The organism is Actinomadura fulvescens, assembly GCF_039533225.1.
In the GTDB taxonomy this organism is placed as follows: Bacteria; Actinomycetota; Actinomycetes; order Streptosporangiales; family Streptosporangiaceae; genus Spirillospora; species Spirillospora fulvescens.
The window spans coordinates 652,107-675,311 of sequence record NZ_BAAATD010000003.1 but is presented as its reverse complement, the minus strand read 5'-3'; the positions used below and the strand labels follow the sequence as shown (position 1 = coordinate 675,311).

Annotated in this window: 20 protein-coding genes; 19 read left to right on the top strand and 1 reads right to left on the bottom strand. The window is 73.1% G+C overall.

Annotated features, from left to right (window positions below):
• Nucleotides 1-116: 116 nt before the first annotated feature.
• From ABD333_RS15175 to ABD333_RS15085, 19 genes are all read left to right on the top strand, one after another.
• A complete protein-coding gene (locus tag ABD333_RS15175; protein WP_344541394.1) occupies nucleotides 117-1,487 on the top strand; it encodes a nucleobase:cation symporter-2 family protein in 1,371 nt (456 codons plus the stop codon).
• On the top strand, nucleotides 1,480-2,805 hold the full coding sequence (locus tag ABD333_RS15170) for an amidohydrolase family protein (RefSeq protein ID WP_344541392.1): 1,326 nt from the start codon (nucleotides 1,480-1,482) through the stop codon (nucleotides 2,803-2,805). Before ABD333_RS15175 ends, ABD333_RS15170 begins: the two co-directional genes overlap by 8 nt.
• Nucleotides 2,806-2,831: 26 nt before the next feature.
• Nucleotides 2,832-3,581 carry a GntR family transcriptional regulator gene (locus ABD333_RS15165; RefSeq protein ID WP_344541390.1) on the top strand — a complete coding sequence of 250 codons (750 nt, stop codon included), beginning with the start codon at nucleotides 2,832-2,834 and terminating at the stop codon, nucleotides 3,579-3,581.
• Nucleotides 3,544-5,841, top strand: a complete 2,298-nt coding sequence (gene pucD / locus ABD333_RS15160; RefSeq protein ID WP_344541576.1) for a xanthine dehydrogenase subunit D — start codon at nucleotides 3,544-3,546, stop codon at nucleotides 5,839-5,841. Before ABD333_RS15165 ends, pucD begins: the two co-directional genes overlap by 38 nt.
• Nucleotides 5,842-5,910: 69 nt before the next feature.
• The gene (locus ABD333_RS15155) at nucleotides 5,911-6,846 is read left to right on the top strand and encodes an amidohydrolase family protein (protein ID WP_344541388.1); all 936 of its coding nucleotides are present in this window, start codon (nucleotides 5,911-5,913) and stop codon (nucleotides 6,844-6,846) included.
• Nucleotides 6,847-6,914: 68 nt separating this feature from the next.
• Nucleotides 6,915-8,258: a nucleobase:cation symporter-2 family protein gene (locus tag ABD333_RS15150; protein ID WP_344541386.1), complete on the top strand. Its 1,344-nt coding sequence runs from the start codon at nucleotides 6,915-6,917 to the stop codon at nucleotides 8,256-8,258.
• Nucleotides 8,255-8,839: a UbiX family flavin prenyltransferase gene (locus ABD333_RS15145; RefSeq protein ID WP_344541384.1), complete on the top strand. Its 585-nt coding sequence runs from the start codon at nucleotides 8,255-8,257 to the stop codon at nucleotides 8,837-8,839. The genes ABD333_RS15150 and ABD333_RS15145 overlap by 4 nt, the downstream gene beginning before the upstream one ends.
• Nucleotides 8,836-10,209 (top strand): UbiD family decarboxylase, encoded by a 1,374-nt coding sequence (locus ABD333_RS15140; RefSeq protein WP_344541382.1) that lies wholly within the window; start codon nucleotides 8,836-8,838, stop codon nucleotides 10,207-10,209. Before ABD333_RS15145 ends, ABD333_RS15140 begins: the two co-directional genes overlap by 4 nt.
• A 3-nt stretch (nucleotides 10,210-10,212) precedes the next feature.
• Complete coding sequence (locus ABD333_RS15135) at nucleotides 10,213-11,106, top strand: FAD binding domain-containing protein (protein WP_344541380.1); 894 nt, start codon at nucleotides 10,213-10,215, stop codon at nucleotides 11,104-11,106.
• Nucleotides 11,085-11,588 (top strand): (2Fe-2S)-binding protein, encoded by a 504-nt coding sequence (locus ABD333_RS15130; RefSeq protein WP_344541378.1) that lies wholly within the window; start codon nucleotides 11,085-11,087, stop codon nucleotides 11,586-11,588. The genes ABD333_RS15135 and ABD333_RS15130 overlap by 22 nt, the downstream gene beginning before the upstream one ends.
• A gap of 2 nt (nucleotides 11,589-11,590) precedes the next feature.
• On the top strand, nucleotides 11,591-13,117 hold the full coding sequence (locus tag ABD333_RS15125; protein ID WP_344541377.1) for a PucR family transcriptional regulator: 1,527 nt from the start codon (nucleotides 11,591-11,593) through the stop codon (nucleotides 13,115-13,117).
• Nucleotides 13,118-13,374: 257 nt separating this feature from the next.
• Nucleotides 13,375-14,088: a LuxR C-terminal-related transcriptional regulator gene (locus tag ABD333_RS15120; RefSeq protein ID WP_344541376.1), complete on the top strand. Its 714-nt coding sequence runs from the start codon at nucleotides 13,375-13,377 to the stop codon at nucleotides 14,086-14,088.
• Nucleotides 14,089-14,260: 172 nt separating this feature from the next.
• Nucleotides 14,261-16,270: a hypothetical protein gene (locus ABD333_RS15115; protein WP_344541375.1), complete on the top strand. Its 2,010-nt coding sequence runs from the start codon at nucleotides 14,261-14,263 to the stop codon at nucleotides 16,268-16,270.
• 58 nt (nucleotides 16,271-16,328) lie between these two features.
• Nucleotides 16,329-17,783 (top strand): GT4 family glycosyltransferase PelF, encoded by a 1,455-nt coding sequence (pelF, locus tag ABD333_RS15110; protein ID WP_344541374.1) that lies wholly within the window; start codon nucleotides 16,329-16,331, stop codon nucleotides 17,781-17,783.
• Nucleotides 17,780-19,168 (top strand): hypothetical protein, encoded by a 1,389-nt coding sequence (locus tag ABD333_RS15105; protein ID WP_344541373.1) that lies wholly within the window; start codon nucleotides 17,780-17,782, stop codon nucleotides 19,166-19,168. The genes pelF and ABD333_RS15105 overlap by 4 nt, the downstream gene beginning before the upstream one ends.
• The gene (locus ABD333_RS15100) at nucleotides 19,165-20,199 is read left to right on the top strand and encodes a GDP-mannose 4,6-dehydratase (RefSeq protein ID WP_344541372.1); all 1,035 of its coding nucleotides are present in this window, start codon (nucleotides 19,165-19,167) and stop codon (nucleotides 20,197-20,199) included. Before ABD333_RS15105 ends, ABD333_RS15100 begins: the two co-directional genes overlap by 4 nt.
• A gap of 11 nt (nucleotides 20,200-20,210) precedes the next feature.
• Nucleotides 20,211-20,930: a nucleotidyltransferase family protein gene (locus ABD333_RS15095; RefSeq protein WP_344541371.1), complete on the top strand. Its 720-nt coding sequence runs from the start codon at nucleotides 20,211-20,213 to the stop codon at nucleotides 20,928-20,930.
• Nucleotides 20,927-21,835, top strand: a complete 909-nt coding sequence (locus tag ABD333_RS15090; protein ID WP_344541370.1) for an NAD-dependent epimerase/dehydratase family protein — start codon at nucleotides 20,927-20,929, stop codon at nucleotides 21,833-21,835. The genes ABD333_RS15095 and ABD333_RS15090 overlap by 4 nt, the downstream gene beginning before the upstream one ends.
• Nucleotides 21,823-22,482 (top strand): spherulation-specific family 4 protein, encoded by a 660-nt coding sequence (locus ABD333_RS15085; protein WP_344541369.1) that lies wholly within the window; start codon nucleotides 21,823-21,825, stop codon nucleotides 22,480-22,482. Before ABD333_RS15090 ends, ABD333_RS15085 begins: the two co-directional genes overlap by 13 nt.
• 30 nt (nucleotides 22,483-22,512) lie before the next feature.
• Here the strand turns inward: ABD333_RS15085 and ABD333_RS15080 are convergent, their stop codons facing one another.
• A complete protein-coding gene (locus tag ABD333_RS15080; RefSeq protein ID WP_344541368.1) occupies nucleotides 22,513-23,169 on the bottom strand; it encodes an adenylate kinase family protein in 657 nt (218 codons plus the stop codon).
• Nucleotides 23,170-23,205: the final 36 nt, after the last annotated feature.

The following is a 23,205-nucleotide window of genomic DNA, read 5'->3' as shown; positions in this document are numbered from 1 at the left end:
CCCAGTAGGACGGGCGCCGTCCGTTTGGTGTACTTGCGGCGGTCACCACATTACATGCAATGTGTTGATGGCTCGGAAAGCCATCTCCCGTGTGCCGCGGGAGGGGAGGGAGCGCCATGTCCTCAGTCTCCGAACGGCCCCCTGAAGATCCTCCCGCGGGCGGCGAACCCGGCCGGGACGCGGTCGACACCGTGCCCCGGCTGCGCACGCTCGTGCCGCTCAGCGTGCAGCACGTCCTCATCGCCTACTCCGGCATGGTCACGGTCCCGCTGCTCATCGGCTCCGGACTGGGCCTGCCCGGCGACACGATCGCCGCCCTCATCACGGCCAACCTGTTCGTCAGCGGCGTCGCCACGCTGCTGCAGACCGTCGGCGTCTGGCGCATCGGCGTGCGGCTGCCGATCGTCATGGGCTCCACGTTCACCGGCATCGGCCCGGCCATCATCGTCGGCAAGGACGGCGGGCTGCCCGCCGTGTTCGGCGCCACGCTCGTCGCGGGCGTGCTGACCTTCGTCGCCGCCGCCCACTTCAGCCGGCTGCTGCGGTACTTCCCGCCGCTGGTCACCGGGTCGGTCATCGCGATCATCGGCTTCAGCCTGGTGCCCTCGACCGCCGCGCTCATCGCGGGTCCCGATCCGGGCGCCGCCGACTACGGCCTGCTGCGCGACCTCGGGCTCGCCGGCGGGACGATCGTGTTCATCCTGCTGCTCGAACGGTTCGCGCCGCCGATGCTGTCGCGGGTCGGAGTCCTGCTCGCGCTGGTCGCCGGGACGCTCGTGGCGATCCCGATGGGCATCGCCGACTTCGGCTCCGTGCGGGACGCGGATCTGGTGGGCTTCGTGGCGCCGTTCGAGTTCGGCGCGCCGACGTTCCTGCTGTCGGCGATCCTACCGATGGTGATCGTCCAGCTCGTCAACATGGTCGAGTCGGCGGGCGACACGCTCGCCATGGGGCAGATCACCGGCCGCGAGGTCGGCCGGCCCGAGGTGGCGCGGGCGCTGCGCGCCGACGGCGCCGCCACCGCGTTCGCCGGCGTCTTCAACTCCTTCACCATGGTCACGTTCGGGGAGAACGTCGGCCTGGTCAGCATGACCAAGGTAGTGAGCCGCTGGGTCGTCGCCGGGTCCGGCGTGATCCTGGTCGTCCTCGGCCTGGTGCCCAAGCTCGGCGCGGTGGTCGCGTCCCTGCCGGGCCCCGTCCTCGGCGGAGTCGGCGTCGTGATGTTCGGCGTCGTCGGCGCCGTGGGCCTGCGCATCCTGGCGCAGGCCGACCTGACCGACTCGCGCAACATGCTGGTCGTGGCCGTCTCGTTCGGCCTCGGCTTCATGCCGGTCGGCGCCCCGCACCTGTACGACCGGTTCCCCGACGTCGCGCAGACCGTCCTCGGCAGCGGGATCGCCGCCGGCGGCATCGCGGCGTTCCTGCTCAACCTGCTGCTCAACGAGACCGGCCGGGTCTCGCCGGCCCCCAAGGAGATCCATGAGTGAGGCGTTCATCCGCGATGTGACCGTGTGGTCGCAGGGCCGCTGGCTCGCCGGGCAGGACGTGCGCGTCCGCGACGGCCGGGTCACGGCGGTCGAGCCGCACGGTACGCGCCCGGCCGCCGGTGAGGTGGTGGACGGGGCCGGGGGACACCTCATCCCCGGCCTGGTCAACACCCACACCCACCTCCACCAGTCGATCATGCGGGGCATCGCGGAGGGCGAGCCGCTGATCCGCTGGCTGCGGTACGTGGCGGAGGGCACCGTGACCCTCACCCCGGAGCAGGCGTACGTGGCCGCGGCCTGCGCCTCCGTCGAGGCGCTGCGCAGCGGGACCACCGCGCTCGTGGAGCACATGTGGCCGCATCCCTCCCGCGAGGTGCACGACGCGGTCCTGCGCGCGCTGGAGGACACCGGCATCCGGGCGGTGGTGTGCAGGGGAGTGGCCGACCGTCCCGACGAGACCCGCAGATGGGGCTTCGAACCCCGGCTCATGGAACCGCTGGACGCCGTTCTGGAGCACGTGGACGAGCTCGCGGCGCGCACGGCGGGCGGCAGGATCACCCTCGGCGTCGCGGTGCCGAACCCCAGATCCCTCACCCCGGACGGCCTGCGGCGGGTGCGCGCCTTCGCGGCGGAACGCGGGATGCCCGCCAGCATCCACCTGCTGGAGACCGCGACCGACGAGGACATGTGCCGCGAGCACGCGGGCATGGGCGCGGTCGCCTACCTGGATCAGGCGGGCTTCCTGTGGGACCGGCTGCTGGCGGTGCACTGCTGCAAGCTCGACGCGGAAGGGCGCGCGATTCTCGCCGACCGCGGCGTGGCCGTCTCCTACAACCCGCTGAGCAACATGCGGCTGGGCAGCGGCGTGGCGCCGGTGCCGGAGATGCTGGAGGCCGGGATCAGGGTGGGACTCGGCGTCGACGGCGCCGCGAGCAACGACACCCAGGACGCGCTGGAGACCATGCGCATCGGCGCCTACCTGCAACGGGCCGTGCGCGGCCGGTCGGATCTGCTGGGCTTCGCCGACATGGTGCGGCTGGCCACGACCGGCGCCAACGCCGTCGTCGGGCTGGAGGACCGGCCCGAAGGCGTCGTGCCGGGCGTGCAGGCCGACCTGGTGCTGCTGCGGTTCGACCGGGATCTGGCGTGCGTGCCCGTGCTCGACCCGGGTGCGAGCCTGCTCACCACCGGCAGCTCTCGGACCGTCGACACCGTGCTGGTGGACGGCGAGGTGCTCATCGCCGACGGCCGCAGCACGCGCCTGGACGAGAAGGATCTGATCGCGCGCGCCATGGTGCTCGCGCAAGATTACATGTAATGTGTAACCGTGATGAGGATGTGGAGATGACGGCCTACTCGTCCGTCCAGCGCGTCGCCGCCGGCAGCCTGCTGGCCGAACGCGCCTATGACGAACTGCGGGCGGCCATCCTGGAAAACCGGCTGCCTCCCGGCACGGCGCTGAGCGTGCCCGCGCTCGCCGACCGGATGAGCATCAGCCGCAGCCCCGTGCGCGAGGCCGTGCAGCGGCTCATCCACGACGGGCTCGCCACCCACGTCCCGCATCGCGGCGCCGAGGTCAGCAGCGTCGACATCGAGGATCTGCGCCAGCTCTACGTGGTCCGCGAGTCCCTGGAGGGGCTCGCGGCCCGGCTGGCCACCGAGCGCCTCGACGTCGCGGCGCTGACCCGGCTGGAGGAGATCCTCGCCGCGCACGAACGCGTCCTCGCGGAGGGCGGCGGCGAGGGCGCCCACATCCAGCAGGACATGCGCTTCCACCAGGTCATCCGCAATCTGTCCGGCAACACCCATCTCATCGACATCCTCGACCAGCTCCAGGGGCGGGCCCATCTGGGCCTGCACACGCTGTGGCGGCATCCGCACGCGCCGCGCCTCGCCCTGGAGGAGCACCGCAAGGTCTACGAGGCCATGGCGGCGGGAGATCCCGACGCCGCCGAACGCGCCGCGCGCAACCACGTCACACGCCTGCGCGTCCGGCTGAGCCAGGCCACGGAGCGCGCCCCCGGCGCGGAGGAAGGACCCACCCAGCGTGAGCACGATGACCACCGGGCGGCGGCGACGCACCGCGGCCCCTGACGGAGTCGGCAGCAGCGCGCGCCGCCCCGACGGCGTGCCCAAGGTCCGGGGCACCTTCGAATACTCCTCCGACATCAGGCGTGAGGGCATGCTGTGGGGTGCCACCTTGCGCAGCCCGCACCCGCACGCCCGCATCGTCCGCCTCGACACGGCGCCCGCCTTGGAGGTGCCCGGCGTGCACGCGGTACTCGCCCACGGCGACGTGCCGGGCAGCGCGACGTACGGCATGAAGGTCTCCGACCAGCCGGTCTTCGCCGCCGACGTGATCCGTTACCAGGGCGAGCCGGTCGCGGTGGTGGCCGCCGAGCATCCGGAGGCCGCCCGCCGCGCCCTCGACCGCATCGTCGTCGAGTACGAGGTCCTTCGGCCGCTCACCGATCCCGAGGAGGCCCTCGGTTCCGGCCGGATCGTCCGGCACGTCAAGATCAGGCACGGTGACGTCGCCGCCGCCCGCGAACGCGCCGACGTCGTGGTCGCGGGGGAGTACGAGGTCGGCATGCAGGACCAGGCCTTCCTCGGCCCCGAGTCCGGCCTGGCCGTCCCGGACGGCGAGGGCGGCGTCGACCTGCACGTCTCGTCCCAGTGGCTGCACGAGGACCGGCGCCAGGTCGCCGCGTCGCTCGGGCTCCCCGAGCACATGGTCCGGCTCACGATGTCCGGCGTCGGCGGGGCCTTCGGCGGTCGCGAGGATCTCTCGGTCCACATCCACGCCTGCCTGCTCGCGCTGCGCACCGGACGGCCCGTCAAGATGGTCTACAACCGGGAGGAGTCGTTCTTCGGGCACGTGCACCGCCACCCGGCCCGCATCCGCGTCGAGCACGGCGCGACGCGTGAGGGCCGCCTCGTCTACCTGACGGCGCGGCTGCTCCTGGACGGCGGTGCCTACACCTCGACGTCCCAGGTCGTCATCGCCAACGCCTGCTACTTCGCCGCCGGGGCGTACGACGTGCCCCACGCCGACATCGACGGCTTCGCGGTCTACACCAACAACCCTCCCTGTGGCGCCATGCGCGGATTCGGCGCCGTCCAGTCGTGCTACGCCGCCGAGTCCAACATGGACAAGCTCGCCCGCGAGCTCGGCATCGACCCGGTGAAACTGCGCCTGCGCAACGCGATGACGCCCGGAACGGTCCTGCCGACCGGCCAGGAGGTCGACGGCCCGGCGCCGGTCGCGGAGCTGCTGGAACGGCTCGCCGCGATGCCGATGCCGCCCGACCCCGGTCATCACCGCGATCCGCGCACCTGGCCCGGCGGCCTCGGCAACGTGACGCGAGGGGAGTCGCTGCGCCGGGGTGTGGGCTACGCGGTCGGGGTCAAGGCCATCGGCTACTCGGGCGGCGTGGACGACTACTGCACCGCGCGCGTCACGTTGGCTATCCGCGACGGCGTTCCCCATGCCGAGGTCCACTGCGCGGCGTCGGAGTGCGGGCAGGGCGTGGTCACCGTCCAGGCGCAGGTGGCGCGGACCGAGCTGGGCGTCTTCAGCGTCGAGGTCCGCAACGCCGACACCCTCATCGGCGACTCGGGCTCCTCATCGGCGTCGCGCCAGACCTGGATGACGGCGGGCGCGGTCCAGGGCGCCTGCGATGCCGTACGGCGGCGTGTGCTCGCGCGGGCCGCCGACCTCCTCGGCGCCGAGGCCGCGGGGCTGGCGCTGGAAGGCGGCGTGGTGATCCGCGAGGCCGACGGCGAGACCGCGATCCCGCTGATCGAACTGCTCGCGGGCGAGGAGTTCGCCGAGACCTACGAGTACCGCCATCGGCCGACCCAGCGCATCGATCCCGAGACCGGGCAGGGGGACGCGCACATCGCGTTCGCCTTCGCGGCGCACCGCGCGGTCGTCGAGGTCGACACCGAACTCGGACTCGTGCGCGTCGTCGAGCTCGCCACCACCGAGGACGTCGGCAAGGCCGTCAACCCGCGCGCCGTCGAGGGCCAGATCGAGGGCGGCAGCGCCCAGGGGCTCGGGCTCGCGCTGATGGAGGAGCTCCAGGTCGTCGACGGGAAGGTGCGCAACCCCTCGTTCACCGACTACCTGATCCCCACGATCCTCGACATGCCGCCCGTCCGGATCGAGCTCCTGGAGCTGCCGCATCCCGACTCCCCGTACGGCCTCAACGGCGTCGGCGAGCCGCCCACCCTCTCCTCCACCCCGGCGATCGTCAACGCCCTGCGCGACGCCACCGGGCTGGAGCTGCCCCGCGTCCCCGTCCGCCCCGACCGCCTGGCCGGGCTCGGTGAGGAGGTGAGTACTCCCTGACCTGGCGTAGGTACGGTCTGCCGACCGTGGCCGGCCACTGAAGTTCACGTGGCAAGAAAGGTCACCACCTTGATCATCGACACCCACATGCACCCGACCAACATCGTGGACCAGGCGTGGCGCCACGACGGCTCCCCGTTCACCGGCGAGCGCACCATCGAGATGATGGACGGCCCCTACATGATCAACGGGAAGCCGCGCCGCATCGACTACGGCTGCATCATGCCGCCGCCCGGCAACAGCGTCTGGCAGGACGGGATGCGGACCGGCCGCGAGGGCATCCGCGACTACATGGCCTACATCACCGAGCTGATCCAGCGGTATCCGGACCGGTTCATCGGCAACTTCATGTACAACCCGCGGTTCGGCCCCGAGAACGGCGCCAAGGAGCTGGAGTTCCACGTCAAGGAGTACGGCTACAAGATGGTCAAGCTCCACGCCAACATGCACGCCTACCGCCCGGACCGGGCCCTGGACTGGCTGCGGCCGGTGCTGCGGGTCTGCGACGAGCTCGGGCTCGTGGTGCTCATCCACACCGGCGACGGCCCGTACTCCATCCCGACGCAGTTCTACCCGATCATCCGGGAGTTCAAGGACGTCAACTTCATCCTGGCGCACTTCGGCGTGCAGACCGGCGGCGTCTACTGCTTCGAGGCCCTCTACATGATCCTCGACAGCCCGAACGTCTACGGCGAGTCCGGCTGGCTGCTGCAGTCGCGGATCGTGGAGTTCGCCCAGCAGATGGAGCGGCACCAGCTGGTGTTCGGCACCGACTCGCCGCCGAACGAGCCCGGCATGTGGGCGCGTGAGCTGGAAGTCCTGTGCGGCCCGCCGCCGCAGGGCATGCACCTGTCCGAAGAGGACCTGGAGGGATACCTGGGCAACAACATGGCCAAGCTCCTCGGCCTGAAGCCCACCCCTCCGCCGCGCACCCAGGAGGAGGCGCAGGCGCGCCTCACCGACACCTACGCCGTGGCCGACCCGGTACCCGCCCCCGCGAAGTAGCGCTCCGCCCGGCCGGGCCGCGTGCCCGGCCGGGCGGATCCCGACTCGGGGAGCCTGGAGGTGCCGGCGTGCACACGAAAGACCTGTCCACCGACCCCAAGCATCCCGTCGACGAGCTGCCCCCGCTCGGGCGGCTCGTCCCCCTCGGCGTCCAGCACGTGCTGGTCATGTACGCCAGCACGATCGCCGTCCCCCTCATCGTCGCGGCGGGCCTCGGCCTGCCCACCCGTGACGTCGTCGCGCTCGTGGCCGCCGACCTGCTGCTCTGCGGGATCGGCACGCTGCTCCAGTCGGCCGGGGTGTGGCGGATCGGCGCGCGGCTGCCCCTGGTGATCGGCGCGGCCTACAACGGCGTCGTCCCGATGGTGCTCATCGGCACCGAGTACGGGCTCGCGGTCATGTACGGCTCGATCATGATCGCGGGCGCGTTCATGGTCGTGTGCGCGCCGCTGTTCGGCCGGTTGCTGCGGTTCTTCCCGCCGGTGGTCGTGGGCACCACGATCACGCTGATCGGGATCACCCTGATCCCGGCGGGCGCCCGCATGGTCTTCGGCGGCAGGCCCGGCGATCCGGGTTTCGGCGCGCCGCCCGGCATCGCGCTCGGCGGGCTCACGCTGCTGGTGGTGGTCCTGCTCTACCGGTTCCTGCCGCCGCTGCTGGCGCAGCTGTCGATCCTCATCGCGATGGTGCTGGTGACGTTCGTGGCGCTGTTCACCGGCCAGGCCGACTTCGGGCACGTGGGGAACGGGCCGATCGCCGGCGTGCCCGAGCCGTTCCACTTCGGGGCGCCGTCGTTCAACGTGGTGGCCTGCCTGTCGCTGGTCCTGATCCAGTTCGTCCTCATGGTCGAGACGGCCGGGCAGGTGCTCGCGGTGGGGCAGGCCGTCGACCGGCCCGCCGCGCCCCGCGACATCGCCGCCGCCCTCCGTGCCGACGGGGTGGTCAGCGCGCTCGGCGGGGTGTTCCAGTCGTTCGTCTACATCACGTTCACGCAGAACATCGGGGTGGTCAGCCTCACCCGGGTGCGCAGCAGGTGGGTCACGGCGACGGCCGGGGTGATCCTCGTGCTGATGAGCGTCCTGCCGGTCTTCGGCCGGGTCGTGGCGGCCGTGCCCAAGCCGGTGCTCGGCGGCGCGACGCTCGCGATGTTCGCCACCGTCGCGGTCATCGGGCTGCGGATGCTGGCCGACGTCCGGCGCGACACCCCCAACCTCGTGATCATCGCGGTCTCGCTCGGCGTCGGGCTCGTGCCGATGGCCCTGCCGGGCGCCTACGGCGAGTTGCCCCAGTCGGTGCGGCTGTTCCTCGACAGCGGGGTCGCCGTGGGCACCGTCACCGCCGTCCTGCTCAATCTGCTCTTCCACCACCTGCCGGTGCCGCGCTGGGAGCAGGCAGAGGAAGGATCCATATGAACCGCCTCGTCGTCGGGATCTCCGGCTCCAGTGCCCCGCAGTACGGCATCGCGTTGCTGGAGGCCCTGCGCAAGCTCGGCACGGTCGAGACCCATCTGGTGGTCTCGGCCGGTGCCCGGCGCACGATCGAACTGGAGGCGCGGCGCGATCCGGACGAGGTCTGCGCGCTGGCCGACGTCGTCCACGACGCCCGCGATCTGGCCGCCGCCGTGTCGTCCGGCTCGTTCCCGACCCTCGGCATGGCCGTCGTCCCGTGCTCGATGAAGACGCTCGCGGCGATCGCGCACGGCTACACCGACGATCTGCTCAGCCGGGCCGCCGACGTGACCCTGAAGGAACGCAGGCGGCTCGTCCTCGTCACCAGGGAGACGCCCCTCGGGCTGGTCCACCTGCGCAACATGACGGCCGTGACCGAGGCCGGCGCGACGGTGCTGCCCCCCGTCCCCGGTTTCTACGCCCGGCCCCGCACCATCGACGACCTCATCGCCCACACCGTCGGCAAGGTGCTCGACCAGTTCGGCGTCGAGCACCACCTCTTCCGCCGCTGGACGGGCCCCGACGCTCCGGAGGAGAACCCGTGACCGACGGACAGGACCTGCACACCTATCTCGCGGAGTACACCGCCCGTTCGCCCGGCGACGTGCTCGTCGTGGACCAGGAGCTCCCGGGCGGCGAGGACGTGAGCGCGCTCGCCTTCGGGCTGGCCGCCCGGGGCCGCGACCAGCTGATCCGCTGCCCCAGGATCGCCGGGCTCGGCGTCGAGCTGGTGACCAACGTCTTCGCGTCGCGGCGGCGGATCGCGGCGTTGCTCGGCACCGGCCCGGAGGGGCTGCACGGCGCGTACCAGGCGGGGGCGCGGCGCGCCTGCCCGCCTCGGGTGGCCGGTGACGGACCGGTGCTCGCCGAGGTGCTCGCCGGGGAGCGGGCGGACCTCGCCGCGGTGCCGATGATCCGGCACTTCGCGTCCGACCTCGGCCGCTACATCACCAGCGGGATCGTCGTCGCGGAGGATCCCGACGGCGGCGCCGGCAACCTCAGCTACCACCGCGCCACGCCGCACTCGACCCGCGAGCTCGCGCTCAGCCTGCACTCGCGCGGCGACCTGTGGCGGCTGCTGCACCGGGCCCGCGAGCTCGGCAGGCCGCTGCCGGTCGCGATGGTGATCGGCGGCCATCCGCTGTTCATGCTGGCGGCGTCCGCCCGGGTGGGCCCGGGGGTCGACGAGCGCGACATCGCGGGCGGCCTGTTCGGCGCGCCGCTGGAGGTCGTGCGCACGCCCCGGCACGGCATCCGGGTGCCCGCCACCGCCGACTACGTCATCGAGGGCGTCATCGACCCGGACGACCACGCCCCCGAAGGGCCGTTCGGCGAGTTCTCCGGCTACTCGTCGCACCGCTCGACCAATAACGTGCTGCGGGTGGAGACGATCTGCCGCCGGGACGGCCCGCTCCTGCTGGACGTGGTCGCGGGCAACTCCGCCGAACACCTCAACCTGGCCCGCGTCCCGCGCGAGTCGGAGATGGCCGAACAGCTCACCACCCGCTTCCCCGACGTCACGGCCCTGCACTATCCCAACTCCGGGACGCACTTCCACGCCTACGTGGCGCTGAAGGGCAAACGCGCCGGGCAGGCCCGCCAGGTCATGCTGGGCCTGCTCGGCTGGGACCCGTACCTCAAGACCGTGATCGCCGTCGACGACGACGTGGACGTCACCGACGACGCCGCCGTCCTGTGGGCGCTGGCGGCCCACTTCCAGCCGCACCGCGACCTGTTCGTGGTCGGCGGCCTGCCCGGCAGCCCGCTCGACCCGTCCTCGGGCGAGGACGGGACCACCTCGCGGATGGGCCTGGACGCCACGCGTGGCCCCGGTTTCGAGGGCGAGCCGATCGACCTGAGCGCCGCGGCGCGCGACCGGGCCGCCCGGCTGCTCGCCCGGCTCGGAAAGGACTGACCCATGGAACACCTGCAGCCCACGAGCTGGGCGGAGGCACTGGCCCTGCGGGCGGAACGGCCCGAGGCGCTGCCGGTCGCCGGCGGCACCGACGTCATGGTCGAGCTCAACTTCGACCGCGCACGGCCGCCCGCGCTCCTCGACCTGTCCCGGATCCCCGAGCTCACCGGCTGGGACCGCGACGCCGGGTCGATCCGGCTGGGCGCCGCCGAGCCGTACGCCCGGATCGTCGGCGGGCTCGCACGGCCGCTGCCCGGGCTCGCCATGGCGGCGCGCACGATCGGCTCCCCGCAGATCCGCAACCGCGGCTCGGTCGGCGGCAACCTGGGCTCGGCCTCGCCCGCCGGGGACGCCCACCCGCCCCTGCTGGCGGGCGGCGCGACGGTCGAGGCCGCGTCCGTGCGCGGCACGCGGACCATCCCGGTCGAGGACTTCTTCACCGGCGTCAAGCGCAACGCCCTGGAACCGGACGAACTGATCGCGGCCGTGCGCGTGCCGGTCGCGCGGGGCCCGCAGCAGTTCGCCAAGATCGGCACCCGCAACGCGATGGTCATCGCCGTCTGCTCGTTCGCCGTGGCCATCGACCTGGACGCCCGCACGGTCGGCACCGGCATCGGCTCGGCGGCGCCCACGCCGCGCCGCGCCGGGTCCGCGGAGCGCTTCCTGGCCGGGGAACTGTCCGCGGGCGGGTTCTGGGAGTCGCGGCGGACGCTGCCCGCGTCGCTGACCGAGAAGTTCGGGGCGCACGTCGGGGCCGCCGCCGTGCCGATCGACGACGTCCGCGGCACCGCCGCCTACCGGCGCCACGCGCTGGCCGTGATCGCCCGCCGCACCCTCACCTGGGCGTGGGCCGAACTGGGAAAGGAGAACCGCGGATGCGGCTGTCATGCCATGTGAACGGAGAACGGCGGTGCGCCGACGAGGTGGCGGCCCACGAGAGCCTGCTGTTCGTGCTGCGGGAGCGCTTCGGCCTGCCGGGCAGCAAGAACGCGTGCGAGCAGGGGGAGTGCGGCTCCTGCACCGTCTATCTCGACGGCGTGCTCGCCTGCGCGTGCCTGGTGCCCGCCGGGCAGGCACGCGGCCGGAAGGTCGTCACCGTCGAGGGCCTCGGGGACGACGGCGAGCTCGACCTCGTCCAGCGCGCGTTCGTCGAGGCGGGGGCGGTGCAGTGCGGATTCTGCACGCCCGGCTTCGTCGTCGCGGCCCATGACCTCGTCCGGCGCGGCTACCGGCCGACGGACGAGCAGATCCGGGAGGCCCTCGCCGGGAACCTGTGCCGGTGCACCGGCTACGAGAAGATCATCGATGCCGTCCGGCTGGCGGCCGAGCGCTGGTGGCCGGACGGGGCCGGGGAGCCGGACGAGGCCGGGGGCGGATAGCGGTGCCCCGGCCGACGCTGCGCGGGCTGGTCCGCGCCGAGGGCCTGGGACTGCGCGTGCTCACCGGCGCCGAGCTTCCCGACCGGACCGTGCGGTGGGTGTTCACCACCGACCTGCCCGATCCGAGCCGCTATCTGGCGGGCGGCGAACTGGTGCTCACCGGGCTGATGTGGCGGCGGGAGCCCGGCGACTCCGAGCGGTTCGTGGCCGCCGTCGCCCGCCGCGGCGCGGTCGGGCTCGGGGCCGGAGCGGCGGCCCTCGGAGAGATCCCGCCGGACCTGGTCGCCGCCTGCGAGCGGCACGGGCTGCCGCTGCTGGAGGTGCCGGCCGACGTCTCGTTCGCCACCCTCACCCGCTGGGTCACCGCCGAGAGCACCCGCGACGCGGGCGACCGGCGGGGCGCGCTGCTGGCGTCGGTCGCCGCCAGCGGCGCGCTCAGCGCCCCGCTCGCCCTGCTCGCCGCGGAGCTGGACCGCCCATGCTGGATCATCAGTCCCACCGGCCGGACCCTGGCCGCCACCGATGAGCTGCCCGCGCAGGGCGCCGAGGCCATCACCCGCCGCTTCCACCGCGCCGGCGGCGAGCCGCGGACCGTGTCGATCGGCGGCTCGCGCTTCGCCCTCCGCCCGCTCCTCCCGGCGCCCAAGCCGCCCGCCGGGTACCTCCTGGCGGTCCGCGACCCGGACGATCGCGACCTGACCGTTCCGGCCGGGGACCTCGCGGCCGCGCTGGGGGCGCACCTCGCCCGGGAGGCCGAACGGGCGAACGCCACCCGGGCGCTCGGAGACCGGCTCGTGCGCGGCGTCCTCGACGACGACCGCACCGCCCGCGCGGCCGGCGAGCTGCTGGCGGACCTCGGATTCACGCGGCGGCCGATCGCGGTGGCGGTGTCGGTGACCGGGCCGGACGGGGCGGCCGTCGCCAGGTTCCTCATCGAGGACCTGTTCGGGCACCGGACCGGCGTCGCCGTCGCCGCCGCCGACCGAGGCGGCGCGACCTTCGCGCTGGTCGAGGACGACGCCCGCGACGCCGCGCGGCGGCTGCGCACCGCCGCCCGCCTGCTCGGCGCCGCGCTCCCCGGCCGCCGCGTCACCGCGGGCCTCAGCGGCGTGGCCGCCGCGCGGTCGGGTCCCCGCGAGGCGTTGCAGGAGGCCCGCAACGCCCGCCGTCTCGCCGCGCTCGGCTCCGACCCCGTCGCCGTCACCAGCGGCGACGAGGTCGACTCGGTGGACGTGCTGATCGCCGCCATGCCGCGCGGCGTACGGCAGCGGTTCCGCGAGGGGCTCATCGGCCGCCTGGAGGAGTACGACGGCAAGCACGAGGCCCGGCTGGTGGAGACCCTCGCGGCGTTCCTCGCACACTCGGGCTCGTGGCAGCGCTGCGCCGCGGACCTGCACGTCCACGTCAACACCGTCCGCTACCGGCTGCGGCGGGTCGAGGAGCTGACCGGCCGCGACCTCGGCCGCTTCCCCGACCGGGTCGACCTGTTCCTCGCGCTGCGGGTGGTGGACTGGGAGAACGCCCGCTGACCGCCGCGTGGACCCGACTGGCCTAGACCGGTCACGATCCGGACAAGGCGTCAGTAAGAAGATCACACCTCCGTTGCCGTATGCGTTAACGGATTACAGGCACATGAATCGGCCGTCATTTAGCCGCGGGCCTTTCCCGATGTCGGTGCGGCCGGGCGAATTCGGTCCGAAGGCCCTTGACTCCACATCAACTACGATCAGTTGAACCCTGCTCATCGGAGCGTTCCCGCTTCCGACCGGACAAGAGGATCGATGCGGTGACCGGTACGGCCAGGCAGACCGTCAAGGTGCTCATCGCCGAGGAGAATCCCGTCATCCGGCTGGGCCTGCACACGTCGCTGAAGAACGCGCACCCGGCCCTGGTCGTCGTCGGCGACGGAGACGGGGACGAAGGCGGAGACAGCGGCGGAGGCGGAGGCGGCACCGGGGGAGGCGGCGGCCATGCGGGAGACCATGCCCTCGTCGACCGGGTCCGCAGGCACCGGCCCCAGGTGGTGCTGCTCGGCGGGCCGCCGCTGGGAGAGCGTGTGACCGCGCTGCACAACGCCGACCTGCGCACCCGGGTCATCGTCCTGTCGGCGGGCGTGAGCCCGCGGTCGCTGGTCCGCGTCCTGGCCGCCGGGGCGCACGGCTGCCTGCTGTACGGGCACTTCGAGCCCTGCGAGCTCGTCGACGTCGTGCGCGCCGTGGCCGAGGGCGAGGCCTGCGTCTCCCCGCCCGTCATGACCGCGCTCGTGCGCGGCCTGCACGAGGGGGAGCTCACCGTGTCGGGACGGCGGGCGCTGCTGACGCCCCGCGAGGCCGAGATCATGGACCTGGTCGCCGCCGGGCTGACCAACCGCCAGATCGCCGCCCGGCTCGTGATCGCCGAAAAGACGGTCAAGAACCACGTCCATCAGATCTACAAACGGCTCGGCGTCTACGACCGGGAGCACGCGGCATTCCGCTGGAATGAACTCGACGGTAACTGAAACGCGTTATCACCGGTCCTAGGACCGGTCCCGGACGAGGACGGGCCCGCAATTCCCTTTACTCGCGCGACGGGCGCACCCATTCTCCTCATGGAACTTTCCTTCGGCTCGCGGCGGTGACGCGGCAGTCGGTAACGGTGCCGGGGGACCGTCATCGCGCGAGGAGGCACGGGTGCAGCGAGTACGCCGGAGGGCGGCCGGAGGCCTGCTCGCCCTGATGGCCGCCATGGCCTGGATCCTCCCGCCGCACCCGGCCGCGACGGCCGCCGAGCCGCGCGTCGACCTGCGGGTCCTGGTCGTCACGAACGGCGACGCGACGATCTCGGCCATCGCTGACCGGCTCGCGGCCGAGGGCGTCCCGTACCGGCTGGTCGATCTGCGCGACCCCGGCCGCCCGGTGATCGACGCGGCGTTCCTGAGCGACACGGTGGGCGGCGTGCCGCGGGCCAAGTACCAGGGGGTCGTCCTGCCCAACGCCGATCCGTTCGGCGGGAGCGCGGAGTTCCAGGCGCTGGTGGCGTACGAGAAGCGGTTCGGCATCCGCCAGCTCGACGCCTACGTCTACCCGTCGCCCGCCGTCGGGCTGGCGTCGCCCGGCTATTCCGGGCCGCTGGACGGCGTGACGACGGCGGTCACCCCGGCCGCCCTCGCGGGGGCCCACCAGTACCTGCGCGGTCCGGTGCGGTTCGAGGACGTCGATCCCGACATCGACGAGAGCTACGGCTACGTCGCCGCCCCGCTGCCCGACGACCCGGCGGCGGGGACCTCGTTCGTCCCGTACGTCACCACCACCGCCCACGGCGTCACCGGCGTGCTGGCGGGCGTCCACACCAGAGGCGGCCGGTCCGAGATGGTGCTGACGTTCGCCGCCAACGCGCACCAGTGGCACTTCCGCGCCCTCGCCCACGGCCTCATCACGTGGCTGACCCGCGGCGTGCACCTCGGCTACCAGCGCAACTACTTCTCGGTGCACGTCGACGACATCTTCCTGCCGAACGCCCGCTGGGACGCCCAGCGCAACTGCACGCCGGGCAGCGACTGCCCGCGGCAGGAGCCGGTATTGCCCCGAATCCGCATGGTCCCGGCCGACGTACGGTACGCCGCCGAATGGCAACGGAGCCGCTCGTTCAGCCTCGAGATGGCGTTCAACGGCAAGGGCAACGAGGACCAGATCGAGGACTACGGCACCGACCCCCTCGCCGACGCCTTCGTGGCGCAGCGCGCGAGCTTCCGCTGGCTCAACCACACGTTCGGCCACGAGTACCTCGGGTGCGAACGCGACTTCACCGTCTCGCCCTGGCGCTGTGTGACCGACCCGGTCACCGGCCTGCCGGAGTACGCGAGCCAGGCCAAGATCCGCGACGAGATCTCCAGGAACCTCGCCTGGGCGCGCGGCAAGGGCCTCAGCGTGCCCGCGGGCGAGCTGGTCACCGGCGAGCACTCCGGCATGAGGATCCTTCCGCAGCAGCCCGCCGACAACCCCGCCCTGGCCCCGGCGCTGACCGAGACGGGGATCCGGTGGCTGGCCTCGGACGCCTCGCGCGGCGAGCCCCAGCGCCAGATCGGGTCGGCGCGCACGCTGCCGCGCCATCCGATGAGCCTGTTCTTCAACGTCGCCACGCGCGAGGACGAGGTCGACGAGTACAACTGGATCTACACGGCCCGGGCCGACGGCGGCAGCGGGCTGTGCGAGGACAACCCCGCCACGACCTGCATCGACCCGCTCGATCCCGAGACCGGCTACGACGCGCACATCATCCCCATCGACGCGCGCGTCGCGCTGTACCACGTCCTCGGCAACGACCCGCGGCCGCACTACGTCCACCAGTCCAACATCGCCGAGGACCGGCTGCTCTATCCGCTGCTCGACCGTGTGCTCGGGGACTACAGGGCGACGTTCGCCGCCGCCGCGCCGGTCGTGAACGCGCGCATGACGGCACTGGGCACGGTGCTCCAGCGGCAGGAGGCCTGGCGCGCGGCACTGCGCGCAGGGGAGATCACGGCCTACACACAGGGCCGCACGCTCGTCGTCCGCGCGCCGTCCGGGAAACAGGTGCCGGTCACCGTCCCGAACGGAACCGTGAACGCCGCCGGGACCGCCTTCGGGGAGGCCTACGCCGGCGAGCGCTCCGCCTTCCAGGCGCGCGACCTCACGCTCACACTCCCGGCCGGGACGCGATGACCCGGGCGGCGAACGGGACGACCGGTCCGGGGTGGACACGGCTCGAACGGGGGACGGGATGGACGTCACGCTTGTCACGGAGGGCACCTATCCGCATTCCTACGGGGGCGTGAGCGTGTGGTGCGACCAGCTCGTACGCGGGATGCCCAGGACCTCGTTCCACGTCCTCGCGCTCACCGCCACCGGCGCCGAGCCGGTCGTGTGGGACCTGCCCGGCAACGTCACCGCGGAGTCGCTGCCTCTCTGGGGGCCGATGCCGCGGGCGCGGACGCTCCGGCGGCGTGCCGGGCGCGAGTTCGAGTCCCTGTACCGGAGCCTCCTGGACGCGATCCTCGGGCCGGGCGAGGACGTCGACCGCTTCGGGACGGTCCTGCGCGCTCTCCACACGTTCGGGCAGCGCGAGAACCTCCAGGCGGGACTGCGCGGCGAGGGCCCGGTGCGCTGGCTGATGGACGCGTGGTCGGCGCCCGGCGGCCTGACGGAACGCACCGGCGTGAGGCCGACGGTGCATGACGCGCTGACGGCGGCCGACCTGCTGGAGCACTCGCTGCGGCCGCTGCTGAGACCGGCGCACGGCGGCGGGGTCACGCACGCGGTGTCGAACGGCGTGGCGATCCTGCCGGGACTGGTCGCCAAATGGGTCAACGGCACGCCGCTGTGCCTGACCGAGCACGGCATCTATCTGCGCGAGCGCTACATCGGCTACCGGCGCTCGCCGTACTCGTGGCCGGTCAAGGCGTCGATGCTGGGATTCCTGCGGCAGCTGTGCGGCGCCGGTTACCGGGCCGCCGATCTGGTCACGCCGGGAAACCGCTACAACCGGCGGTGGGAGGAGCGCTGCGGCGCCCATCCGGACCGCATCGAGACCGTCTACAACGGCGTCGACCCGGAGCACTTCCCGGTCGCGGGCACCGAGCCCGCCGTGCCCACGATCAGCTGGGCGGGCCGGGTCGACCCGATCAAGGATCTGGAAACGCTGATCCGCGCGTTCGCCCTGGTCGTCGACGACGTTCCCGAGGCCCGGCTGCGCCTGTTCGGCGGCACCCCGGCGGGCGCGGAGCAGTACCGCGACCGCTGCGAGGCCTTGGCCGCCGAGCTCGGCGTGGGCGGCCGCGTCACGTTCGAGGGACGGGTCGACGACATCCGCGACGCCTACGCGGCGGGCACCGTCGTCGTCCTGTCCAGCATCAGCGAGGGATTCCCCTACACCCTGATCGAGGCGATGACCTGCGCGCGGCCGACGGTCGCCACCGACGTCGGCGGCATCCGGGAGGCCGTCGCCGACACCGGGATCGTGGTCCCGCCGCGTGATCCGGAGCGCATGGCGCGCGCCTGCGTCACGCTGCTGCGCGACGAGATGGCGCGGCGCAGGCTCGGCAACGCCGCCCGCCTCCGCGCGCTGGAGCTGTTCACCGTGGACCGGGCCGTCGACTCGTTCCGCTCCATCTACGCGGACCTCGCCGCCGGAGCGCTTCGCACCGCCGGGCATGAGGGGGAGGCGAGGTCCGCATGAGCGCCACGACCCCGTCCACAGGCGATCCGGCCGGCGCGCTCGGCCTGGAGGACCTGTGCGCCGAGGCCGTCGATCCGCTGGAGGTCGCGGCGGGCCTGGAGGCGGACGGGATGAACGACGAGGCGGCCCGGCGCGCCGGGCACTCCGACGTCTTCGCGTTCGCCGAGACGCTGTTCGCCGAGGCCGACCGGCGTCCCCGGGCCGTCGAACCGGCCCCGAACCCGTGGCGGGGAACGGCGTGGCGGCATCTGCTGCGCGGCCTGCTGTTCGGGCTGCCGGGCCTCTGCTACCTGGTCGCGACACCGCTGCTGACCGGCCCCGGCGCCGCCCCCGTCCTGATCGTCTCGCTGCTGGCGTCCTGGACCCTCGGCCAGGGAGTCGCCTACCTGGGATACGTCCGGGCCGGGCAGGCGGACGCGGCGGGCGCCGCCCGCGTCATGCGGTACGGGCTCGTCGCGGGCGCCTTGGCGACGTTGTCGCTGACGGCGCTGTCCGGGCTCGTGCTCGGGGCGGATGGACCGGCGACGGCGCTGGCCGCCGGTCAGTGCCTTTATCTGCTCGCCGCCACGGTGGTGCTGGTCAACGGCGAGGAGGGGCGGCTCCTGCTGGCCTTCGGCCCCGGCGTGACGGCCACCCTGGCGCACCTGGCCACGGGGGAGTCCGGCGGCCTGCCGGTGCCGCCGGCCGTGTGGTGGGCCTGGACGGCGACGGTCGGGGCCACCGTCGCCCTGGCCTTCCACGGCACCCGCCGTGACCGTGCGGCGCGTTCGCCCGGACGGCCGGTGGTCACCCGGCAGGAGCTGGCCGCGGCGGCGCCGCACGCGGCGTTCGGCCTGCTGGCGGGCGGGCTGCTGAGCCACTCGCTGCTGAACGACCTCGCGGGACGGCCCGCCTCGGCGACCGCGACGACGGCCGCCGTGCTCGCGCTGTCGTTGTCCATGGGCGCCGCCGAATGGACGCTGTTCGGCTACCGACGGGCGACGCACGACCTGCTGCACCGGAACGTGACCGTCGCGGCGTTCTCACGCGGCGCCCGCGTGGCGCTGTCGCGGGCCGTCACTCGATACCTCCTCTCCCTCGCCCTGCTCCTGGCCGTCGTGGCGGCGCTCGCCGGTGTGCCCGTGGAGGCCGCGCCGATGTGGGTGCTCGGTGGCCACCTCGCCTTGGGCTGCGCGTTCTTCGTCGCCCTCACCCTCCTGTCATGTGGCCGCGTCTCGATCGTGCTCGGCGGCTGCGCCCTCGCCCTCGCGGGCGAGGCGTCCGTCGTCCGTCTCGTCGGCGACGCCGGCCCCGGAGTGGTCGAGGCGGCGGCCTCCGGCACGCTCTTCGCCGCCCTGGGCGGCTACGCGCTCGTCGCCCTGTCCCACGTCACATGCCATCGATGAAGACCCCAACCCCGCACGCAGAAAGGCAGGTCACCATGGAACGGCTGGTCGCCCTGACAGGAGCCGAAGGTTTCATCGGCTCACACCTCGTGGAGGCATTGGTCGAACGCGGCGATCGTGTGCGCGCCATGGTCCAGTACAACGCGTTCGGCGGCTGGGGGTGGCTGGACACGCTGCCCCGGGACGTCATGGACCGGGTCGAGGTGATCCTCGGCGACGTGCGCGACCCGGCGTCCGCGCGCGACCTGGTCGGGAACGCCGAGGTCGTCTACCATCTGGCCGCCCTGATCGCGATTCCGTACTCCTACCGGGCCCCGCGCTCCTATGTCGAGACCAACGTGATCGGGACGCTGAACATGCTGGAGGCCGTCCGGTTCACGGGCGCGTCACGGCTGGTGCACACCTCCACGAGCGAAGTCTACGGCACCGCGCGCACGGTGCCGATCGACGAGACCCACCCGCTCCAGACGCAGTCGCCGTACGCGGCGTCCAAGGCGGCGGCGGACAAGCTGGTGGAGAGCTTCCACGCCAGCTTCGGCACGCCGGTCGTGACGCTGCGCCCCTTCAACACCTTCGGCCCGCGCCAGTCGGCCCGCGCCTTCATCCCGAGCGTGATCAGCCAGATCGCCGCGGGCTCGCCCGTGGTCTCGGTCGGGGCGCTGGAGCCCACCCGCGACCTCACGTTCGTCAAGGACACCGCCGCCGCCTTCGTCAGCGTCGGCACCGCGCCCGAGGAGGCCGTCACCGGCCGGGTCCTCAACGCCGGCTCCGGCACGGAGATCTCCATGGGCGCCCTGGCCGACGAGATCGCCGGGCTGATGGGCGCGCGGGTGGAGTTCCGCGGCGAGGAGATCCGCCGCCGGCCACCGGACTCGGAGGTGATGCGCCTGCTCTGCGACGACGGGCGGCTGCGGCGCGCGACGGGCTGGCGGCCCCGGCACACGCGGGCCGACGGGCTGAAGGCGACGATCGAGTGGTTCCTCGACCCCGCCAACCTCGCCCGGTACAAGCCGGGCGCCTACCAGGTCTGAGGGGGAGCGCCATGCACGCGGTCGTTCTCGCGGGCGGCAAGGGCGTGCGGCTGCGGCCGTACACCTCGACCCTGCCCAAACCGCTGGTCCCCATCGGGGACGAGTACTCCATCCTGGAGATCCTGCTCCACCAGCTCGCCCGGCGCGGCTTCCGTACCGTGACCCTGGCGATCGGGCACCTCGGCCATCTGATCCGCTCGTACGTCGGCGACGGCGAGCGCTGGGGCCTGCGCATCGACTACGCCGTCGAGGAGTCGCCGCTGGGCACGATCGGCCCGCTCCTCACGATCAAGGACCGGCTGCCGCCGGACTTCCTGGTGATGAACGGCGACGTCCTCACCGACCTCGACTACGCCGACCTGCTGCGCCGCCACGCCGCCACCCGGCCGCCGCTGACGGTCGCCACGTACGCGCGGCAGGTCAGCATCGACTTCGGCGTCCTGACCACGCACGAGGGACAGGTCGTGGAGTTCGCGGAGAAGCCCACGCTGGACTACCGGGTCAGCATGGGCGTGTACGGGCTCTCCCGGCGGACGCTGGCCCGCTACGAGCCCGGACTGCCGCTGGGCTTCGACGAGCTGGTGCTGGATCTGCTCGCGGCGGGCGACCTCCCGCAGGAGTTCCGTTTCGACGGCTACTGGCTCGACATCGGACGCCCCGACGACTACGACCGCGCCAACGCCGAGTTCAGCGCCCTGCGTCCCGTCCTGCTCGACGAGGTGACGCGATGACCAGGATCCTGCTCATCGGCGCGAACGGCTTCATCGGGCGGCACGTGCGGGAACGCGCCGCCCAGTTCGGCATCGAGGTCGCCGAGGCGTCACGCGCGCCCCGGCCGGGCGGGCTGCGGCTCGACCTCGCGGCCGGATGGGAGCCCGTGGCCACCGCGATCCGCGCGACGGCCCCGGACGCCGTCGTGAACTGCGCGGGCGCCACCGCGGGGGACGTGGGCACGATGGTGGGCGGCAACGTCGTCGCCGTCGCGCACCTGGTCCGTGCGGCGGCGGCCTGCGGACACCCGTTCCGGCTGGTGCACCTCGGCTCGGCCGCCGAGTACGGGGAGGTCGTCCGGGGCGTTCCGGTCGCGGAGACGGCACCGCCCCGGCCGCTGGCCGCCTACGGCGTCACCAAGCTCGCCGGCACCGAGCTCGTCCGGGCCGCCGCCGCGAGCGGCCTGGACGCCGTGGTGCTGCGGGTCTTCAACCCGGTCGGGCCCGGGGCCCCGGCGACCACGCTGGCGGGGCGGCTCGCCGCCGAGCTGCGCCGCACGGCGGGCACGGACGGGACCGTCCGGCTCGGCTCGCTCGACGCCTACCGCGACCTCGTGGACGTGCGCGACGTCGCCGCCGCCGTGCTGGCCGCGGTGCGGGCGCCCGCCCCGCCGCCCGCCGTGCTGAACGTCGGCAGCGGCCGGGCGACGCAACTGCGCGAACTGGTGGGGTCGCTGATCCGTGCCGCGGGCTCGTCCGCACGCGTCACCGAGACCGCTCCCGGGGCGAACCCGGGCCGGTCCAGCGGCGTGGCGTGGCAGCGGGCCGACATCGGCGCGATCCGCTGGGCCCTCGGCTGGACGCCCGCCATCGGGCTCGACGCCTCCATGCGGGATCTCTGGAACGAGGTGGGATGTCCGGTCTGATCGTGGTTCCCGCGTACTTCCCGCCCGCCGCCGACGCCTGGTCCGCACTCGCCGACACCTGCCCGCACCTGGCCGTCCTCAACGTCGCCGACGGGCCGGGCGTCGTCCCCGACGCCGACTTCGCCGCCGTGGCCGCGCGGGCCCGGTCGGCGGGCATCACCCTCGCCGGCTACGTCGACACCGCCTACGGGCTGCGGTCACCCGGCGACGTGGCGGCCGACATGCGGCGTCACCGCGACTGGTACGGCGTCCGGCGGGTCTTCCTCGACCAGGTGGCCGCCGGGCACCGCCAACTCGGCCACTACGCCCGCGTCGTGGACGCGGTGCGTGCGGAAGGAGCGGAGTTCGTCGTCTTCAACCACGGCGTGCACCCCGACCCGCGCTACGCGGGCCTGGCCGATCTGCTCGTCACGTTCGAGGGCCCGTGGAGCACGTACCGGAGCCTGCGTGCGCCGGAGTGGGCGACGAAAGCCGACGCCGGGCGTTTCTGCCACCTCGTGTACGCGACGCCACGGCACGCCCTATGCGAAGTGCTGGCGAGGGCGCGTCGGCACAACGCCGGGGCCTACGTCACCGACCGGGACGGGCCCAATCCGTGGGACGACCTGCCCCGCTACTACCGGCTGGAGGTGCAGGCGTCCCGCTAGCTCATCCGGCCTTCACCTTCCCGCGCCGCCTCACGGCTCCGAGACTCGTGGCGCGGGAAGGGCGAGCCGCTCACGCAGGTTCTTCTGGACCGTGCCGATGTCGGCCCGGGCGTCCACGCTCACCACGAACTCCTTGCGCCGGAAGAGGGCCAGCACCGGGTCGGTCTTCTCGTGGTAGATGCGCAGGCGCTCGGCCAGGGCCTCCTCGGTGTCGTCCTCCCGCGCGACCAGCTCGCCGCCGCACACGTCGCACCGTCCCTCCTCCTCGGGCCGGTGGGCGATCAGGTTGTAGTCCATGCCGCACCGCGCGCACAGGCGCCGCGCCAGGACGCGGCGGCGGACCTCGCCGTCGGGCAGGTCGAGGTGGATGACCGAGTCGATGTCGTAGCTCTCCAGGAAGAACTCCGCCTGCCGGGCGTTGCGCGGGAAACCGTCGATGACGAACCCGTAGTTCCAGTCGTGCAGGTCGAGGCGCTCGCGGACGACGCCCTCGGCGAGGTCGTCGCCGACGAGCTCGCCCGCCGCCATGATCCGCCGTACCTGGGCGCCGAGCTTGGTGTGGTTCTGCACATGCCAGCGGAAGATGTCGCCGACGCTGATGTGCACCAGGTCGAGGTCCCTGGACAGCAGCTTGGCCTGGGTGCCCTTGCCGCTGCCCTGGACGCCGAAGATCACGTACTTGCGCATGCTCCACCGTCGCACAGCGGCGGCACGGCGCTCACC

What these genes read in the sequence shown, in the direction of transcription:
- ABD333_RS15175 (WP_344541394.1), top strand. Translation starts at nt 117, where the DNA reads ATGTCCTCAGTCTCCGAACGGCCCCCTGAAGATCCTCCCGCGGGCGGC.
- ABD333_RS15080 (WP_344541368.1), bottom strand. Translation starts at nt 23,169, where the DNA reads ATGCGCAAGTACGTGATCTTCGGCGTCCAGGGCAGCGGCAAGGGCACC.
- ABD333_RS15095 (WP_344541371.1), top strand. Translation starts at nt 20,211, where the DNA reads ATGCACGCGGTCGTTCTCGCGGGCGGCAAGGGCGTGCGGCTGCGGCCG.
- ABD333_RS15135 (WP_344541380.1), top strand. Translation starts at nt 10,213, where the DNA reads ATGGAACACCTGCAGCCCACGAGCTGGGCGGAGGCACTGGCCCTGCGG.
- ABD333_RS15170 (WP_344541392.1), top strand. Translation starts at nt 1,480, where the DNA reads ATGAGTGAGGCGTTCATCCGCGATGTGACCGTGTGGTCGCAGGGCCGC.
- ABD333_RS15105 (WP_344541373.1), top strand. Translation starts at nt 17,780, where the DNA reads ATGAGCGCCACGACCCCGTCCACAGGCGATCCGGCCGGCGCGCTCGGC.
- ABD333_RS15085 (WP_344541369.1), top strand. Translation starts at nt 21,823, where the DNA reads ATGTCCGGTCTGATCGTGGTTCCCGCGTACTTCCCGCCCGCCGCCGAC.
- ABD333_RS15100 (WP_344541372.1), top strand. Translation starts at nt 19,165, where the DNA reads ATGAAGACCCCAACCCCGCACGCAGAAAGGCAGGTCACCATGGAACGG.
- pelF (WP_344541374.1), top strand. Translation starts at nt 16,329, where the DNA reads ATGGACGTCACGCTTGTCACGGAGGGCACCTATCCGCATTCCTACGGG.
- pucD (WP_344541576.1), top strand. Translation starts at nt 3,544, where the DNA reads ATGACCACCGGGCGGCGGCGACGCACCGCGGCCCCTGACGGAGTCGGC.
- ABD333_RS15130 (WP_344541378.1), top strand. Translation starts at nt 11,085, where the DNA reads ATGCGGCTGTCATGCCATGTGAACGGAGAACGGCGGTGCGCCGACGAG.
- ABD333_RS15165 (WP_344541390.1), top strand. Translation starts at nt 2,832, where the DNA reads ATGACGGCCTACTCGTCCGTCCAGCGCGTCGCCGCCGGCAGCCTGCTG.
- ABD333_RS15145 (WP_344541384.1), top strand. Translation starts at nt 8,255, where the DNA reads ATGAACCGCCTCGTCGTCGGGATCTCCGGCTCCAGTGCCCCGCAGTAC.
- ABD333_RS15090 (WP_344541370.1), top strand. Translation starts at nt 20,927, where the DNA reads ATGACCAGGATCCTGCTCATCGGCGCGAACGGCTTCATCGGGCGGCAC.